This is a genomic window from Chitinophaga agrisoli (assembly GCF_008386695.1).
GTDB lineage: Bacteria > Bacteroidota > Bacteroidia > Chitinophagales > Chitinophagaceae > Chitinophaga > Chitinophaga agrisoli.
Map to the genome: position 1 here is coordinate 783175 of NZ_VUOC01000003.1, position 18211 is coordinate 801385.

Genomic DNA, 18211 nt, shown 5'->3' on the forward strand with positions numbered 1-18211 from the left:
TAATTCACCGGCATAATTCAATCGGCAATGGAACTGAACAAATACAGTAAAACGATCACACAAGACCCTACCCAACCGGCCGCACAAGCCATGCTGTACGGGATAGGCTTAACAGAAGAAGACCTGAAAAAAGCGCAGGTAGGTATTGTGAGCATGGGCTATGACGGTAATACCTGTAATATGCACCTGAACGATCTGGCTAAAGAAGTAAAGCAGGGCGTATGGGCGCAGGACCTGGTAGGGCTTACCTTTCATACCATTGGCGTTAGCGATGGCATCAGCAACGGTACGGAAGGCATGCGCTACTCCCTGGTAAGCCGCGATCTGATCGCAGATTCCATTGAAACCGTATGCGGGGCCCAGTATTATGATGCCCTCATCACCGTGCCCGGCTGTGATAAGAATATGCCCGGTTCCCTGATGGCCATGGGCCGTTTGAACCGTCCGGCCATTATGGTGTACGGCGGCACTATTGCCCCAGGTAAATACAAAGGCCAGGACCTGAACATCATCTCCGCATTTGAGGCCCTGGGCCAGAAAATAGCCGGCCAGCTGGATGAAGCAGATTTTAAAGGCATCGTACAGCATTCCTGCCCCGGCGCCGGCGCCTGTGGCGGTATGTATACCGCCAATACCATGTCCAGCGCGGCAGAAGCCCTGGGTATGAGCCTGCCCTACAGCTCCTCTAACCCGGCCCTGAGCAAGGAAAAACATGAAGAGTGCCTGGCTGCGGGTAAGTATATACGCCTGCTGCTGGAAAAAGATATCAAACCCCGCGATATTATGACCTTAGAGGCATTTGAAAATGCCATTACGGTGATCATTGCGCTGGGCGGCAGCACCAATGCTGTACTGCACCTCATCGCCATAGCCCGTTCCGTAGGTCTTAAAGTGACCCTGCAGGATTTTCAGCGCATCAGCGATAAAACGCCGCTGATAGCCGATCTGAAACCCAGTGGTAAATACATGATGGAAGACCTGCACAATGTAGGCGGTGTTCCCATGGTAATGAAATACCTGTTAAAACAGGGACGCCTGCACGGCCATTGTATGACCGTTACCGGTAAGACCCTGGCAGAGAACCTGGAATCTGTACCGGATATAGACTTCGAAAAACAGCATATCATCTTCCCGCTGGAAAACCCGCTTAAAAAGAACGGTCATATCCAGATGTTATACGGTAACCTGGCAGAACAAGGCTCTGTAGCCAAGATCACTGGTAAGGAAGGCGAGCGTTTCCGTGGCCCGGCCCGTGTGTTTGATGGCGAGTTTGAGCTGATAGCCGGGATCCAGAGCGGCCGCGTACAATCCGGCGATGTAGTGGTGATACGCCACGTAGGCCCCAAGGGCGCGCCCGGTATGCCGGAAATGCTGAAACCCACCTCCGCCATTATGGGCACCGGTTTGGGTAAGAACGTAGCGCTTATTACGGATGGCCGCTTCTCTGGCGGCACCCACGGCTTCGTAGTAGGGCATATTACGCCCGAAGCCTTTGAAGGCGGTACCATCGCCCTGGTAAAAGATAATGACATAATAGAAATAGATGCCGTGAACAATAAGATCCATGTAGAGGTAAGTGATGAGGAGCTGGCTGCCCGCCGGGCCCAGTGGAAACAGCCCGCTCTGAAGGTGTCTAACGGTATATTGTTTAAATACGCAAAACTTGTAAAAAATGCAACAGAAGGATGTGTTACCGATGAAGACTGAGCCCGCCGATAAACGGGTAGCCGCTGCTGCGCCTGCACTGAATGTTACTGGTGCTGAAGCGGTGATCCGCTCCCTTATTGCAGAAGGGGTGGAGACAATTTTCGGTTATCCTGGAGGAGCCATCATGCCTATTTATGATGCGCTGTATGATTTCCAGGACCAGGTACATCATATACTGGTCCGGCACGAACAGGGCGCTACCCATGCTGCGCAGGGATACGCCCGTACGTCCGGCAAGGTGGGTGTGGTCTTTGCCACTTCCGGCCCCGGCGCCACTAACCTGGTCACCGGTCTGGCAGATGCGCATATGGACTCTACGCCTATGGTCTGCATTACCGGCCAGGTAGCTGCTGCATTACTGGGTACAGATGCTTTCCAGGAAACAGATGTAATAGGCATTACCATGCCTATCACCAAATGGAATATACAGGTAACACGCCCGGAAGATATTCCCGGCGCTATTGCCAAAGCTTTCTATATTGCCCGTAACGGCCGTCCCGGCCCGGTACTGGTAGATATCACCAAAAATGCACAGGTAGCAAAAGCAGATTTCAACTATAAAAAATGCGATTACATCCGCAGCTATCAACCCGTACCGGAAGTACAGGCGGATGCCGTGGAAGCTGCTGCAGCGTTGATTAACAGCGCCAAACGCCCATATATCCTGTGCGGTCATGGCGTGTTAATTGCCAATGCAGAAAAGGAACTGATCGCTTTTGCTGAAAAAGCGCAGATCCCCATCGCATCTACTTTACTGGGGCTTTCCGCCGTATCGGTAGATCATCCGTTGTATGTGGGTTACCTGGGTATGCACGGTAACTACGGCACCAATATCAATACCAATGAGTGCGATGTATTGATCGCAGTAGGTATGCGCTTTGATGACCGTATCACCGGTGATGTAAATACCTATGCACGCCAGGCGAAAGTGATCCATATAGAAATTGACGCAGCAGAGATCAACAAGATCATAAAGGCTGATGTGGCAGTGCATGCAGATGCGAAAGCGGCCCTGCAGGCATTGATCCCCCAGATCCAGCCGCAGCGGCATGATGAATGGTTACAATCATTCCGCGTAGCTGATCAGCTGGAAAAGGAGAAAGTAACACAGGCAGAACTTTATCCGCAGGAAGGCGGATTAAAGATGGCCGAAGTGATACGCCGCATATCTGAAAAAACAGGCGGTCATGCCGTACTGGTAACAGATGTGGGCCAGCACCAGATGGTGGCTTCCCGCTACTACCGTTTCCAGGATCCTAACACCAACATCACCTCCGGTGGTATGGGCACCATGGGCTTTGCCCTGCCCGCCGCTATGGGCGCCAAAGTAGGCGTTCCGGAAAAAGAAGTGGTGGCCATCATTGGCGACGGTTGTTTCCAGATGACCTTACAGGAGCTGGGCACCATCTACCAGTCAGAGATAGGCGTAAAGATCGTGATCCTGAACAATAACTTCCTGGGGATGGTACGCCAGTGGCAGCAGCTGTTCTTTGATAAACGCTATTCTTCTACGGAGATGATCAACCCTGATTTTGTACAGATCGCCAAAGGCTTTTATGTACCGGGCAGGAAGGTAACAGACCGTGCGGAGATTGACGCCGCTGTTGATGAAATGCTGGCGCACAAAGGCGCTTACCTGCTGGAAGTAGTGGTAGAAAGAGAAGACAACGTATTTCCCATGGTACCGGCCGGCGCGCCCATCGCTAATATCCGGCTGGAGTAGGAGTTGGAACAGCAAGGCAATTGGTCAATCAATCAACCGTAACAATTATGCAAAAAGAATATACAGTAACGGTATACACGGAAGACCGGATCGGTATCACCAACCGTATCACCGTTATCTTTACCCGCCGCGGCATCAACATCACCAGCCTTACAACGGCTGAAACGGAAATACCCGGCGTATACAAATTCATCATCACCGTATTATCCGACCGGGAGAAGCTGGATAAGGTAGTAGGGCAGATAGAGAAGCTGATAGAGATCCACCGCGCTTTTGTACACGAAGACGATGAAGTGGTATACCAGGAGCTGGCATTGTATAAGATCTCCACTACCTCGCTGCAGAATGGCAACATTGAGCAGCTGATCAGGGATAATAATGCGCGCATCCTGACCATCACGGCAGATTATTTTGTAATAGAAAAAACAGGGCACCAGCAGGAGCTCATAGATATGCTGAAAAAGCTGGAACCATATGGGCTTATCGAGTATTCCAAGAGCGGCCGCGTAGCCATTGTAAAATGGAGCCGCCGTTTCCATGATCACCTGAAAGCGCTGGCCAGTAAAGAAGCAGATAACTTTAAAGCTGTTAGCCATTAGCTAGATACTAAAGGCTGGTATTTTCCTTAATGACAACTAAAACTAATTAAACCACTTACAAAACATGGCAACCATCAATTTTGGCGGGGTACTGGAAGACGTAGTAACCAGAGAAGAATTCCCCATGGAAAAGGCGAGAGAAGTGCTGAAGAACGAAACAATTGCAATTATTGGTTACGGCGTACAAGGCCCCGGCCAGGCATTGAACCTGAAAGACAATGGCTTTAATGTAATTATCGGTCAGCGTAAAGGCTCTAAAACATGGGACAAAGCCATTGCTGATGGCTGGGTACCGGGCCAGACCCTGTTCGAGATCGAAGAAGCCGCACAGAAAGGCACCATCATCCAGTTCCTGCTGTCTGATGCTGGTCAGATCACGCTGTGGCCTACTTTAAAGCAACATCTTACCCCTGGTAAGGCATTGTATTTTTCCCATGGTTTTGGCATCACCTACAAAGAGCAGACAGGTATTATACCGCCGGCTGATGTAGACGTGATCCTGGTGGCGCCTAAAGGTTCCGGTACTTCCCTGCGCAGGTTGTTCCTGGCAGGTCAGGGTCTGAACTCCAGCTTCGCCATCTTCCAGGACGCTACCGGCAAAGCCCGTGATCGTGTAGTTGCACTGGGTATTGGCGTAGGTTCCGGCTACCTGTTCCAGACAGATTTCAAGAAAGAAGTATTCAGCGATCTGACCGGCGAGCGTGGTACCTTAATGGGTTGTATCCAGGGTATCTTTGCTGCCCAGTACGAAGTGCTGCGTAAAAATGGCCACTCTCCTTCAGAAGCCTTCAACGAAACCGTAGAAGAGCTGACCCAATCCCTGATGCCGCTGGTAGCAGAGAATGGTATGGACTGGATGTATGCTAATTGCTCTACTACTGCCCAACGCGGTGCGCTGGATTGGTGGAAGAAGTTCAAAGCCGCTACACAGCCCGTATTTGAAGAGCTGTATGCCAGCGTAGCAGCCGGTAAAGAAGCAGAGCGTTCCATTGCCTCCAACAGCCAGGCGGATTACCGCGAGAAGCTGAACGAAGAGCTGAAAGAACTGCGCGAAAGCGAAATGTGGCAGGCAGGCGCCGCTGTGCGTAAGCTGCGCCCCAATAACGCATAATTTATAGTTACGGATCATCTGTTATGAAGTAAGATTCGTAATGGATGATCCGTAATTTTTTAAGCCAATCATTATGACAGCAATATTAGCGGCCAGGGTTACAACACAACACATACAAGAGGCCGCCGTGAAGTTGAAAACAGTGGTGAACAGAACTCCGCTCACCTACAGCGCCACCCTCTCCCGGCGCTACGATTGCCAGGTATACCTGAAACGGGAAGATATGCAGATCGTGCGCTCCTATAAACTGCGGGGCGCTTATAACCTCATCAGCAGCCTGCACCAGGATCAGTTAAAGAACGGCGTTACCTGCGCCAGCGCCGGCAACCATGCACAGGGTTTTGCCTATGCCTGCCGCAAGCTGGGTATCCGGGGCGTGGTGTTCATGCCTATTATCACCCCCAAGCAGAAAGTAACCCAGGTAAGGATGTTTGGCGGCGAAAACATCAGTATACAGCTGATAGGCGATACATTCGACGACTGTGCCCAGGAAGCGCAGGCTTTTACCAAACAACACGGCATGATGTTTATCCCGCCTTTTGATGATGTGAAGATCATTGAAGGACAGGGTACCGTAGCCGTAGAGATACTGGAAGATCAGCCACAGGTTGATTTCCTGTTTGTGCCCGTAGGCGGCGGCGGTTTGCTGGCCGGTACCGGCACTTATTTTAAAACATATAGTCCCCAAACCACCATTATTGGCGTAGAGCCGGAAGGCGCGCCTTCTATGCTGCGCGCGCTGGAAAACGGCGCCCCTGTTACGCTGGCAGAGATAGACCGTTTTGTGGACGGCGCTGCCGTAAAAAGGGTAGGGCAGCTTACCTTCGATATTTGTAAGGAGGTATTAAACAAAATGCACCTGGTGCCGGAAGGCAAGGTATGCTCCACCATATTGCAGCTGTACAATGAAGACGCTATCGTAGTAGAACCCGCCGGCGCATTGTCTATGGCCGCCCTGGACGATTTCAGGGAGCAGATCAGGGGCAAGCGCGTGGTATGTATCGTAAGCGGCAGCAATAACGATATAGACCGTATGCAGGAGATCAAGGAACGTTCCCTGTTATACGAGGGCCTTAAACACTATTTTATTGTACGGTTTGCACAACGCCCCGGCGCGCTAAAGGATTTCCTGGCCATGCTGGGCCCCAACGATGATATTACCCGCTTTGAATATATCCAGAAACACAATAAGGAAACCGGCCCGGCGCTGGTAGGCATAGAGCTCAAGAACCGGGAGGATTATGATACGCTGGTAGCCAATTTTGAACAAAACCGCCTGCATTATACCCCGCTGAATACGGATGATAACCTGTTTGGTTACCTGGTATAGACAGGCGCCGCATATAAATTCTTACATACTGCCCTGTTGTCTTTTGGCAACAGGGCATCTTTTTTAGGGTAAATCACGTATATCATATTGGTTTTTATACCCTGCTCCCATAGATTTGTATAACACGCTGTTTTTAAATGGCAGCATAATTGCGCAAACCATTAAAAGGATCTTACCATGCAAGCAGCTACATTACCACAGTTTGGAGATGCTACCGCATTTCAGATAACAGAAATTCCAATGCCCAAACCTGCCGCCGGACAGTTACTCGTAAGGGTAAAGGCCGCCGGGTTGAACCCCGTGGACTATAAGACCCGCAGCGGTAAAGGGCAGGCCTCGCTGTTTACCCTGCCTGCTATACTGGGCTGGGATATAGCCGGCCAGATAGTGGATGCGGGACAAGGCGCACATAAGTTTAAACCGGGAGACCGGATCTTTGGCATGAGCAATTTCCCCAACCCGGCCAATGCTTATGCCCAGTTTGCCGTAGTACAGGAGCAGGAGTTTACCCTGGTGCCCGATAATATAACAGACGAGGTGGCCGGCGCTACGCCGCTGGCAGCGCTTACCGCCTGGGAGGCGCTGTTTGACCATGCGCAGCTAAGAGCCAAACAACGGATCCTCATCCATGCCGCTACTGGCGGCGTAGGTCATATTGCGGTACAGCTGGCCCGGAATGCGGGCGCTGTTGTGATAGGCACCGCCTCTGCCAAAAATCATCCCTATCTGCAGGAGCTGGGCGCCAGCCAGTGTATTGATTACCGGGAACAGCGTTTTGAATCGGAGATCCTGGAGCCGGTGGATGTTGTGCTGGACGGTATGGGTGGCGAAACTACCCTGCGCTCCCTGGATGTGATCAAACCCGGCGGCGTGCTGGTATCACTACCTTCTATGTATAAAGACGACCCGGCGATTGTCGGCAAGGCAAGGGAAAAAGGCATCCGGGTGATATGGATGAGTGTTCGCCCTGCCGGCGACCGTATGGAGCAGATCGCCTCCCTGATGGAGGCCGGTAAGCTGAAGATAAAGGTAGACGCCAGTTTTCCGCTGCGCGAAGTAAGCAAGGCCCACCAGTTGGTGGAAGGGCATCATGTACAGGGCAAAGTGGTGTTGATACCGTAAATTGCCACCATTATGCTAAGCTACTGGGAAAAACAAAGCCTGCTTCAATATGATCATATTGTGCTGGGTAGCGGTATCGTAGGCCTGTCTACCGCTATCAGCATTAAAGCGTTGCAACCGCAGGCCCGGGTACTGGTGTTGGAAAGAGCTTTATTGCCCACAGGCGCCAGTACAAAGAATGCAGGCTTTGCCTGTATTGGCAGCCTTACAGAGATCCTGGCAGATCTGCAATCACTGCCGCCGGCCGCCGTAACCGCCCTGGTGGCTAAACGCCGGCAGGGCCTGCAGCTGTTGCGGCAGCGCCTGGGCGATACGCATATCGGTTATAAAGAACAAGGCAGCTATGAATTGCTTAGCGAACGGGAGCTGCCGGCCCTGGAGCAGCTACATGCCGTTAACCAGTTATTGCAGCCCGTGCTGGGCGGCGAGGCCTTTACCCTGGCCAATGAACAGATACCCCCTTTTGGTTTCAATACACAATATTCCCGCGCGTTAGTGCGCAATAATTATGAAGGCGAACTGCATACCGGCCGGATGATGCGCGCCCTGATAGACCTGGCGCTGGAAAAGCAGGTAGAGATAAAGACCGGTTGTACCGCCGTACGTATGGAAGAAAACGGCGCAGGCGTACAGGTAATTACCCAACAGTTCTCGCCGCAGGAAGAGATCGTATTCCAGTGCAGCCGGCTGGCCATCTGCACCAATGCCTTTACCCGGGCGCTGCTGCCGGAGCTGGACCTGCAACCCGGCCGCGGACAGGTGCTGATCACGGATCCCATTCCCGGCCTGCCTTTTAAAGGCATCTTCCATATGGATGAAGGCTATTTTTATTTCCGGGAACTGGATGGCCGCGTATTATTCGGAGGCGGCCGTAACCTGGACTTTGCCGGCGAGGCCACCACCACCTTTGCCCTCACCACCCGTATACAACAGGAGCTGGAAGAAAAGCTGCGGACGGTGATCCTGCCGGGCCACGCCTTTACCATAGCGGACCGGTGGGCCGGTATCATGGCGTTTGGGAACAGCAAACAGCCGCTGCTGCAGCCTTATACGAAACATATATTCCTGGGCGTGCGCATGGGCGGTATGGGCGTAGCTATAGGCAGCGCAGTAGGGCAGGAGCTAGCGGAGCTGTTAGTAGCCAGCTGTTAGCTTTTAGCGCTTTTCCGGGGGATAGTTAACCAATGTAAACGGTTAACAGCTAACGGCTAATAGCTAACAGCTTGTTTTTTCCAATTTTTCCTTTCCAAAATACTTTCCTATATTCATCCGCTTTTTACAAATCACCAACCCGGTAACGGATAAGTTTGATTATTCTATTACCACGTTAAACTAGTTATGCAAAAGAGTTTACAGTTCCTGGATTACGCCGTGTTCATGGTGTATTTTTTAATCGTAGCCGGATATGGATATTATATCTATAGAAAGAAGAGAAAGGCCACAACTGATACAAAAGACTTTTTCCTGGCAGAGGGCTCTCTTACCTGGTGGGCCATTGGTGCATCACTGATCGCCTCTAACATTTCTGCAGAACAGTTCATTGGTATGTCCGGTTCCGGTTTTGCTATGGGTTTGGCTATTTCCACCTATGAGTGGATGGCGGCTGCTACCCTGGTGATCGTAGCCATCTTCTTTATACCGGTGTACCTGAAGAATAAGATCTTTACCATGCCGCAATTCCTTTCCCAGCGGTATGATAACCGGGTAAGTACGGTAATGGCGGTGTTCTGGCTCTTGCTCTACATTTTTGTGAATCTTACTTCTATACTTTACCTGGGCGCGCTGGCGGTGCAAACCATTTCGGGTTTCAGCTTTACTACCTGCGTACTGGGGCTGGCCATTTTTGCGGTGTTCATTACCCTGGGTGGTATGAAGGTGATCGGTTATACGGATGTGATCCAGGTGTTCTTCCTGATCCTGGGCGGTTTGGCCACTACCTACCTGGCCCTGAACCTGGTGGCCAAAAACTTTGGTAGCGATGGTTTGTGGGAAGGCGTTGGCCTGTTGCGTAAAATGGCGCCGGAGCATTTCCATATGATCTTTGATAAATCCAATCCTCACTATAATGATCTGCCAGGTTTAACTGTATTGATAGGTGGTATGTGGATCGTGAACCTGAACTACTGGGGATGTAACCAATACATTACACAACGTGCGCTGGGCGCAGATCTGAAGACAGCCCGCGGCGGTATCCTGTTTGCGGCTTTCCTGAAGCTGATGATGCCTATCATCGTAGTGTTACCGGGTATTGCTGCTTACGTGCTGTATAAGAATGGCGTTTTCCAGTCTGAGATGGTAGACGCTGCCGGCACCGTGAAACCGGACCATGCTTATCCCGTACTGCTGAACCTTTTGCCCGTAGGTCTGAAAGGCCTTTCCTTTGCCGCGTTAACAGCAGCAATTGTGGCCTCCCTGGCTGGTAAAGCCAATAGTATCAGCACCATCTTTACACTGGATATCTATCGTCATTATTTCAAGAAAGACGCTACAGAAGAGCAGCTGGTAAAAGTGGGCCGTATTGCCATTATCGTAGCTGTTATCATTGGCGTGCTGGTAGCGCCGCAGCTGAGCAATCTGGATCAGGGCTTCCAGTACATACAGGAATATACCGGCTTTATTTCTCCCGGTGTGTTTGCTATCTTTATCCTGGGCTTTTTCTGGAAGCGTACTACTTCCAACGCAGCGCTGGCCGGTGCATTGCTGTCCATCCCGCTGTCTACCCTGATAAAGTTCACCATGCCGGAAATGCCTTTCCTGGATCGTATGGGCTGGATCTTTGTAGTGATCATTGCCATTATGGTGATCATGACCCTGCTGGATCCCAAGAGCAAGAACAATCCCAAAGGCCTGGACGTGGACAGTTCCATGTTCAAGACCTCTGGCGGTTTTGCTATAGGCGCCGTACTGGTGTGCGGCATACTGGCAGCTCTTTACACCGTGTTCTGGTAATCGTTTAACATAAACACTGATAACATATGATGAGGTATGAAATAAGATGAATACAACCATTCTTAATTCATACCTCATATTTTTTACCCTCAAACGCAATTACAATGTTCCTGATAGGATATGATATAGGTTCTTCTTCTGTAAAAGCCGCTTTGCTGGATGTAGACAGCGGTAAATGCCTGGCCACCGCCACCAGCCCTGCACAGGAAATGCCCATGCAGGCGCCGCAGGCCGGCTGGGCAGAGCAGGACCCTGAACGTTGGTGGCAGGAGGTGCAGCATGCCACCCACCTGCTGCAGCAACAGCATCCTTTTGATGGTAAAGCAGTTGCCGGTATTGGCATTGCCTACCAGATGCACGGGTTGGTATGTGTGGATAAAGACCAGAACGTGTTACGCCCTTCCATCATCTGGTGTGATAGCCGCGCTGTTCACATAGGCAACAAGGCCTTTGCACAGCTGGGCCAGGAGTATTGCCTGGAGCATTTGTTAAACTCCCCCGGTAATTTTACCGCCTCTAAACTGCGCTGGGTGCAGGAGAACGAGCCGGAGATCTATGCCCGTATACACAAAGTAATGTTGCCCGGTGATTTTATTGCCATGCGGCTCACCGGCGAGGCTTGCACTACTATCTCCGGCCTTTCAGAAGGTATTTTCTGGGACTTCAATGCCAACGGTGTCGCTCAGCCCCTGCTTGATTATTATAAGGTAGACGCCGCCCTCTTATCCAATGTGGCGCCCACTTTTGGCCTGCAGGGCAAAGTAACGGAAGCTGCTGCCAGGCTACTGGGCCTGGCGCCGGGTATACCGGTTACCTACCGCGCCGGTGATCAACCCAACAACGCATTTTCCCTGAATGTGCTGAACCCGGGCGAGGCCGCTACTACCGCAGGCACCTCCGGCGTGGTATATGCCGTGCACAACCAGATCGCTTTTGACGAGCAAAGCCGTGTAAATACTTTTGTACACGTAAACAATACGGAAACAGACATACGTAACGGGGTGCTCATGTGCCTGAACGGTACCGGCATCCTGAACAGCTGGTTACGGAGCGTTACCGGCTCGCTGCCCTATAATGAGATGAATGAGCTGGCAGCCAAAGCGCCCGCGGGCGCCGGCGGCATCCGCATCTATCCATTTGGTAACGGCGCAGAGCGTATACTGGCCAATGAAGACAGCGGCGCTTCTATCCGGAACCTGCAGTTTAACATACATGGCAAAGAGCACCTGCTGCGTGCCGCGCAGGAAGGCATTGTGTTTGCCCTCCGTTACGGCGTGGATATTATGACGCAGATGGATATGGATATCCACCGCGTAAGGGCTGGTCATGCCAACATGTTCCTTAGCCCACTATTCCGCCAGGTATTTGCCAATACGCTGAATGTAGTGATAGAGCTGTACAATACAGATGGCGCACAGGGCGCCGCCCGTGCAGCAGGCATAGGCGCTGGTCTGTATTCCCAGGCCGATGCGTTTAAAGGCATGGAATGTATTGCCACCGTAGAACCGGATGCCGGGCAGGCCCAGTACCAGGAGATCTACGCCAGCTGGCTGAATGGCTTTCAACTTAAATAATAACAGGTATGCCCTTTACTAGTAATCCGGATCTAATAACGCTGCCACCCTCACCGGACTGGCAGGGTACGCCGGTGGATAGTAAAGGGCATTTCATGAACCTGGAGCATCCTTATGTGCCCGGCTGGCTGGATGTGCTCAAATGGAAGCTCAAGACCAACCCTTTTAAGGAAGCCAAACGCGCCCCCTATAGGCTTCCCATCAGCCCAGATGCCTCCTGGCTGCAAAATGAAAAGAATTGTATTGTATGGTTGGGGCATTGTACTTTTTTTATCCGGTTGGATAAGATCTGTTTCCTTACAGACCCCGTGTTTGGCAATATCCTTTTGACTAAACGCATTACTGCTTTCCCAATTGATCCAAACCTGTTAAAGGGTATCCATTATATCCTGCTCTCCCACGATCACCGGGATCATTGTGATAAAAGCAGTCTTCAGCAGGTAATAGCCAATAATCCACAGGTAAAGGTCCTTACAGGTTTGCGGATGGATGAGCTGTTAAAAAAGTTCAACAGCCATGTGCAGGTCAGTACGGCCGGTTGGTACCAGCAGTATAATGATGTATCACAACCGCTGTCCGTATATTTTGTGCCAACACGGCACTGGTCTAAAAGAGGGCCATTTGACAATAACGAAAGATTATGGGGTGGGTTTGTGATCAAAAGAGGGCAACAGCTTTTTTATTTTGGCGGGGATAGTGGCTATGACGGTCATTATCAGCTAACCGCCCGGATCTTTGGCCCATTTGATTATGCTTTACTGGGTATAGGCGCATTTGAGCCGCAATGGTTCATGCATCCCCATCATCAATCCCCTGCAGACGCTATACGCGCTTTCCGGGACCTGCAGGCGCAGCATCTTATCCCCATGCATTACAGCACCTTTGACCTTGCAGATGAGCCCTTGGCTTTACCTCTGCAGGCGCTGAAGCAGACAGCGGCCGATGACCATCTTTCCCAGGCGCTCCTTACGCCATTACCAGGAGAGGCCGTATACTTATAAACGCACAAATCTTACAGTGGCCAGCAGCTGGCCGGTATGCCGCATGGTGTGCTCTGCCGCGTGGAATAATAATCCCAGCATAGTAGAAGGTACCTGTTTGCGGCCTACGGTACGTATATCCGTTAAGGCAGCTGGATCTGTATCTTTCAGCTGGGTAAGGGCCTGGGCTATCTGCACGTCAAATGCAGCTAAGAGCGTTGTAATTTGAATGTTTTCATCCGCAACGCCTTCCGCCGCCAGGTACTGCAATTGCTGCGCGCTAAGCGTTTGCCCATTGGCGTAAGTGAACAGGCGGTCCAGCACACCGCTGAGATGCTGCAGGTGAAAACCTACGGAGGCGAGTCCGGCCGGCCGTTCCCACAGGCGCGATGCGGGGAAATCCGCTAACAGGGCATGGATCTCTTCCTGCGCCTGCAACAATGCGTGGGCCACAGGTTGCAACAATGCGGGGATGCCATTCACCGGTCCGCGTAACCAAACTTCCTGTTTTAATTCAGACATAGTATAAAGATATGCAGCAAGTTGGGTAAATTAGGCTACATTTTGAAACCGGGCTATGTCATTCAATATACAATCTTTTCAACGTAACGGGTTCGATATCATTTCTTTACAGGATACGGTCACACAAACGGAAGTGCAGGTATTACCAGCCTGCGGCGCCGCTTTGCACGCCTTTATCATCCGCCAGGATGGGCAGCCGCTGAACCTTATAGATAACTATCAGAGCCTGGAGGAATATCAGCAGCAGCTCAATACCTCTTTTAAAGGGGTAAAACTGAGCCCTTTTGCCTGCCGCATTCCCCATGGCCAATACCAATGGCAGCAGCGGGACTATCAGCTGCAACGGCTGGCTGCCTCCGGCCATGCTATCCATGGGTTATTATATGATGCTGTTTTCACCGTAGCGGACCAGCGGGCTAATGCGCACGAAGCCGTACTGGAGCTGCAATACGCTTATACCGGACACGATGCGGGGTACCCCTTTGCCTACGATTGCCGGGTAAGTTACCGGCTGTTGGCCGCGCATGTACTGGAGATCAGCACTACGCTGGTAAACCATGCAGGCACAGCTATACCCATTATGGATGGCTGGCACCCTTATTTTACTACCGGTACGCCGGTGGATGAGCTAATACTGCAGTTCGACGCCGTACAACAGGTGGAGTTTAATGAGATACTGGTGGGAACCGGCGACCTGCTGCCCATGAAGGATTTTGTGCAGCCCCGGCTGTTAAAGGGTGTAGAGCTGGATAACTCTTTCTGGCTGGATTTCAGCCAGTCCGGCCCTTCCTGTATGCTGCACGATCCTAAGAAGGGTATCTCTATTGACTTTTATCCGGATCAAAACCATCCTGTATTACAGGTATATATACCGCCACACCGCCGCAGTATTGCTATTGAGAATCTTACTGCCGCCCCCGGTGCATTTGTAAATGGCATGGGTTTGCAGCAGCTGGCGCCGGGCCATGCCAAAACTTTCAATACCAGGATACATGTCCGGCTGGCATAGTCTTTGGATTTTCATTCCTGTATAACCTATTGTTCACCATAAAAAAGAAAGTTATGGATAAGTTACAGATCAAAGGGACATGGAATGAGCTTAAAGGCAAGCTGAAACAACAGTATGCAGATCTTACAGATGATGATCTACTGTATGAAGAAGGGCAGGAAGACCGCCTGATAGGTAAATTGCAGCAGAAACTGGGCAAGAGCCGGGAAGAAGTGATTGACATGCTGCGCTCTGCAGGATAAATGGAAAAATTAACGTCCCCGTATAAAAAAAATCCTCCTGATTCAGGAGGATTTTTTCGTTTCTTTAACAACTTATAAATTACTTTGTTTGAGATTCATATACCGGTAGTATATGTATAAAGCAACCCAATCATATGAAATACATTAGCGCACTATTGCTAGGAGGAATGTTGTTGCTGGGGCAACAAGTACAGGCACAGGTTACGGTTACCGGCCAGATCTCAGATAAGGATAATAACCTGGTGCTGCCCTATGCATCCATTATCAATAAGACCACTGGTAAAAGGGCGTATTCTGACCAGGGCGGCTTTTACAGGGTTACAGCCAGCCAGCGTGATCAGCTGATCTTTACTTTTATAGGTTACCAGTCAGATACCATCATTGTAGAACAGTCCACCGGTACGGAAACCCGCAATGTGCAGCTGGAAGTGCAGAATAAAATGTTGCCCGGTGTGGAGGTAACTGCCCAGTATACCCCTTATCAGTTAGACTCTATTACCCGCCGGCAGCAATATGGATTTATGCTGGACAGGAAAGATCTGCACCTGGCCGGGGATAATACGCCCCAGGGTTTTGGGTTAACATTCAGCCCCATTACCCGGTTCTCCCGCAAAGAAAAACAGAAGCGTCAGTTTAAGAAGAACTTTGAAAAAGCAGAGCAGGAAAGGTACATAGACTCCCGTTATACGCCGTTGCTGGTAGCCCGTGTAACCGGCCTAAAGGGCGATTCCCTTCAGCTTTTTATGCATGAAAACTACCCGGATTATAATACCATGCGCATGATGCATACGGAAGACCTGATCTACTGGATCACGGACAAGTATAAATCATGGAAGAAATAATGTGCTAATGTGCTGATATGTTAATGTGCTGATGGAATGCAATAAAAAAAGACTATTCTTATTAAGAATAGTCTTTTTGTTTATTATAAGGCCAATTTGTTCGTAGGTCGCTTTAATACATTAGCACATTAACATATCAGCACATTAGCAGATCAGTTATACACTTTCACCATATACACAAAGTCTTCCATCCGCTTGATCTGGTCTATGCGTGGCACGCTTTCCAGGTGGTTTTTACGGGTCCATTCCCGGCGGGGCAGCTTATCCTTGGGCATTTCTTCCAGCAGGCGTTTCAGGTGGGCTGCTTTTACGGCAAAAGCGATACCGTCTGAGGTGGTTTGTTTGCCGGTGATGATGCCTACTATATTCCCTTCATTATCTATCAACGGGGCGCCACTGTTGCCGGGGTTTACCGGGATGGATACCTGGTAGGCCACGGTATCGCCCTGAAAACCGGTTTGTGCGCTGATGTATCCTTTGCCGTATACTACTTCATCCCGCGGGTAGCCCAGGGTAAATACCTCTTCGCCCAGGTTCATGGTCTGCGGTTTGAGCGCGTAGGGCAGGGGCTGGCTCTTAAAGGTGCTGTCTGCGATCTTCAGGATGGCCAGGTCACTGGATACATCTTCAAATATGCTGCTGGCTTTATAGGCCTCGCCTTTATTATTCTGTACATATAAAGAGTCTGCGCCGGCTACTACATGATAGTTGGTGATGATGTAGCCATTGGCGGAGATAGCAAAACCGGTACCGCCATAGGTGCCCGGGTTGGCGGGCGGCGCTTTTTTGCTGCTGTTCATATCATTGATCAGCGCATTCTGGGAGCGTTGTATATTATTCAGCACCCTTCTTACATCCTCATACTGGGCGGTGGTCTTCTGTTTGGCAGCCCTTTGCATAATGGCAATGGTGCTCAGGGAGGTTACCAGGGCTATACAGGCAGCGGCAGCCAGGTTGGTAAGCGCGCGCCGGCTTGGGTAAGAGGTTTTGCGTATAGGTACAACCGCGCGGGCAGGCGCTGTGGCAGATGCGGTATCCATATTGGTATGGATCCGGTCCATTTTGCGCTGCAGTTCGCTACGCCGGCCGTATTGCTGTAAGGTGGTCAGGAATAGCTGCTGCTCCTGTACCTGCCGGTCCAGCGCGGGATCGGCCTGGCGGCGGGCCTCAAACGCGGCCCGTTCAGCCTCGTTCATCTGCCCTTCCAGGTAGCTTTCTATTTCCTGTAATATTTGTATCTGATCTTTCATCACTATTCCCTTATAGTTTGTGGTGTGTATTAATTATTTAAAATGGTCACTTTGTATTGTATTGCTCAAAAAACAGCTTCTTCAGGCGCATCAGGCATTTGTACTTCTGGTTTTTGGCGTTTTCTGCGTTGGTATAGCCAAATTTCTCGGCTATGTCCTGCATTGATTGTTTATGGATATAGTAATCTTCCAGCAGTGTTTTACAGGGCTCTCCCAGGGTACCCATGGCTTTTTCCATGGTCCTGAACTGTTCATCCTTCTGCTCGTGCTCCTCCAGGGCTACGCCTTCAAGGGGCAGGATCTCTTCCATTGTTTCTGTGAGGGCTACCTGGCCATTGCTGTTTTGTAGCTTTTTTAGCCATAAACGGCGGCAAACGGCATATAAAAAGGTCTTTAGTTTGCTGTGGAGGTCAAAATTGCCTGCCTGTACCTTTTCATATAATATAATAATAGCTTCCTGGAAAAGATCTTTGGCGTCATCTTCCGTACCGTTATTCTGTGTCACCATCCTCATTATTACCGGGTAATTCTCCAGGTAAATGATTTCCAGTGCATTATCCTCATTACGAGCCAGTCCTTGCAGTAATTCCCTATCCCTTGCTATGTTTAGATGATCATTCACTTATTAATACAGTTATGTGCATTTGGTAACCCAAAGTACCAAAAAAAAAATCTTTACAAAGATGGGTTACCTTTTTTCAAACCCGGTATAAAGAGTAAATATTTCCAAAACCTTCAAAAACATTATACGATGAAGAACACTCTGAAAATTGGCTTTTTAGCACTGGCTTTCGGTTTATTTGTAGCAGCTTGCGGTTCCGGCGCTGGTACCGGCGAAACTACTGATTCTGCTGCAACTACTGCAACTGAAGCTATCGATTCTGCTGCTAACGTAGCTGATTCTACTGTAGGCGCTGTAGCTGACTCAGCTAAACAAGCTGTTGACTCTATCGCTGCTGATACTACCAAGCACTAATTAAGGCAAGCAAAAAAGGTTTTTATAAAAAGACCGTTCCGTTGATCCGGGACGGTTTTTTTGTTTTTGGGGAGATGGGCTTTGTTAGTTCGAACTTTAGTTAATTACATGATTATCAATAAAAATAATCAGGATGCCCTGGCTTCCACTTATTCGTTGCCCGATCTGCGAGCATTTGGCGTCGGCAGGAGGCTTTAGGCAGCCGGCTGCCTAAGGCCTTTGCCACCATCCTTGCTTTTAATTTTACACGCTCCAGCCGCTGCAGTATCTTCCTA

At 50.3% G+C, this 18211-nt stretch carries 17 protein-coding genes; 14 read left to right on the plus strand and 3 right to left on the minus strand.

All coding sequences use genetic code 11. The features are described from left to right. Nucleotides 1–27: 27 nt before the first annotated feature. The 10 genes from ilvD (at nt 28) to F0L74_RS18600 (ending at nt 13116) form a co-directional block, all read left to right on the plus strand. The gene (gene ilvD / locus F0L74_RS18555; protein WP_149839370.1) at nt 28–1707 is read left to right on the plus strand and encodes a dihydroxy-acid dehydratase; all 1680 of its coding nucleotides are present in this window, start codon (nt 28–30) and stop codon (nt 1705–1707) included. Beyond that, nucleotides 1673–3430, plus strand: coding sequence for a biosynthetic-type acetolactate synthase large subunit (ilvB, locus tag F0L74_RS18560; RefSeq protein WP_188316060.1), 1758 nt, complete (start codon nt 1673–1675; stop codon nt 3428–3430). The genes ilvD and ilvB overlap by 35 nt, the downstream gene beginning before the upstream one ends. A 47-nt stretch (nt 3431–3477) precedes the next feature. Beyond that, the gene (gene ilvN, locus F0L74_RS18565) at nt 3478–4029 is read left to right on the plus strand and encodes an acetolactate synthase small subunit (protein WP_149839371.1); all 552 of its coding nucleotides are present in this window, start codon (nt 3478–3480) and stop codon (nt 4027–4029) included. Nucleotides 4030–4093: 64 nt separating this feature from the next. After that, nucleotides 4094–5140, plus strand: a complete 1047-nt coding sequence (gene ilvC, locus F0L74_RS18570) for a ketol-acid reductoisomerase (RefSeq protein ID WP_149839372.1) — start codon at nt 4094–4096, stop codon at nt 5138–5140. 73 nt (nt 5141–5213) lie between these two features. Next, a complete protein-coding gene (gene ilvA / locus F0L74_RS18575) occupies nt 5214–6470 on the plus strand; it encodes a threonine ammonia-lyase IlvA (RefSeq protein ID WP_149839373.1) in 1257 nt (418 codons plus the stop codon). Between the two features lie 177 nt (nt 6471–6647). Further along, complete coding sequence (locus F0L74_RS18580; protein ID WP_149839374.1) at nt 6648–7592, plus strand: NADP-dependent oxidoreductase; 945 nt, start codon at nt 6648–6650, stop codon at nt 7590–7592. A gap of 12 nt (nt 7593–7604) precedes the next feature. Next, the gene (locus F0L74_RS18585) at nt 7605–8744 is read left to right on the plus strand and encodes an NAD(P)/FAD-dependent oxidoreductase (protein ID WP_149839375.1); all 1140 of its coding nucleotides are present in this window, start codon (nt 7605–7607) and stop codon (nt 8742–8744) included. A gap of 186 nt (nt 8745–8930) precedes the next feature. After that, entirely contained in the window at nt 8931–10541 is a 1611-nt protein-coding gene (locus F0L74_RS18590; RefSeq protein ID WP_149839376.1) for a sodium/sugar symporter, read from the plus strand. A 104-nt stretch (nt 10542–10645) separates the two neighbouring features. Continuing rightward, a complete protein-coding gene (locus tag F0L74_RS18595) occupies nt 10646–12115 on the plus strand; it encodes a xylulokinase (protein WP_149839377.1) in 1470 nt (489 codons plus the stop codon). Nucleotides 12116–12123: 8 nt separating this feature from the next. After that, on the plus strand, nt 12124–13116 hold the full coding sequence (locus F0L74_RS18600) for an MBL fold metallo-hydrolase (protein ID WP_149839378.1): 993 nt from the start codon (nt 12124–12126) through the stop codon (nt 13114–13116). On the opposite strand, the gene F0L74_RS18605 is transcribed toward F0L74_RS18600, so the two are convergent. After that, complete coding sequence (locus F0L74_RS18605; RefSeq protein ID WP_149839379.1) at nt 13111–13617, minus strand: DinB family protein; 507 nt, start codon at nt 13615–13617, stop codon at nt 13111–13113. The genes F0L74_RS18600 and F0L74_RS18605 overlap by 6 nt on opposite strands. Before the next feature lie 55 nt (nt 13618–13672). On the opposite strand from F0L74_RS18605, the gene F0L74_RS18610 reads away from it, so the two are divergent. From F0L74_RS18610 to F0L74_RS18620, 3 genes are all read left to right on the plus strand, one after another. Further along, complete coding sequence (locus F0L74_RS18610; protein ID WP_149839380.1) at nt 13673–14626, plus strand: aldose 1-epimerase; 954 nt, start codon at nt 13673–13675, stop codon at nt 14624–14626. Between the two features lie 53 nt (nt 14627–14679). After that, the gene (locus tag F0L74_RS18615; RefSeq protein WP_149839381.1) at nt 14680–14868 is read left to right on the plus strand and encodes a CsbD family protein; all 189 of its coding nucleotides are present in this window, start codon (nt 14680–14682) and stop codon (nt 14866–14868) included. A gap of 134 nt (nt 14869–15002) precedes the next feature. After that, a complete protein-coding gene (locus tag F0L74_RS18620) occupies nt 15003–15710 on the plus strand; it encodes a carboxypeptidase-like regulatory domain-containing protein (protein WP_149839382.1) in 708 nt (235 codons plus the stop codon). A 152-nt stretch (nt 15711–15862) separates the two neighbouring features. Here F0L74_RS18620 and F0L74_RS18625 read toward each other — a convergent pair whose 3' ends face one another. Both F0L74_RS18625 and F0L74_RS18630 read right to left on the minus strand, forming a co-directional pair. Then, nucleotides 15863–16960, minus strand: a complete 1098-nt coding sequence (locus F0L74_RS18625; protein WP_149839383.1) for a S1 family peptidase — start codon at nt 16958–16960, stop codon at nt 15863–15865. A 46-nt stretch (nt 16961–17006) separates the two neighbouring features. Next, nucleotides 17007–17582: an RNA polymerase sigma factor gene (locus F0L74_RS18630; protein WP_149839384.1), complete on the minus strand. Its 576-nt coding sequence runs from the start codon at nt 17580–17582 to the stop codon at nt 17007–17009. On the opposite strand from F0L74_RS18630, the gene F0L74_RS33655 reads away from it, so the two are divergent. Then, entirely contained in the window at nt 17571–17936 is a 366-nt protein-coding gene (locus F0L74_RS33655; RefSeq protein ID WP_213087013.1) for a hypothetical protein, read from the plus strand. The genes F0L74_RS18630 and F0L74_RS33655 overlap by 12 nt on opposite strands. Nucleotides 17937–18211: the final 275 nt, after the last annotated feature.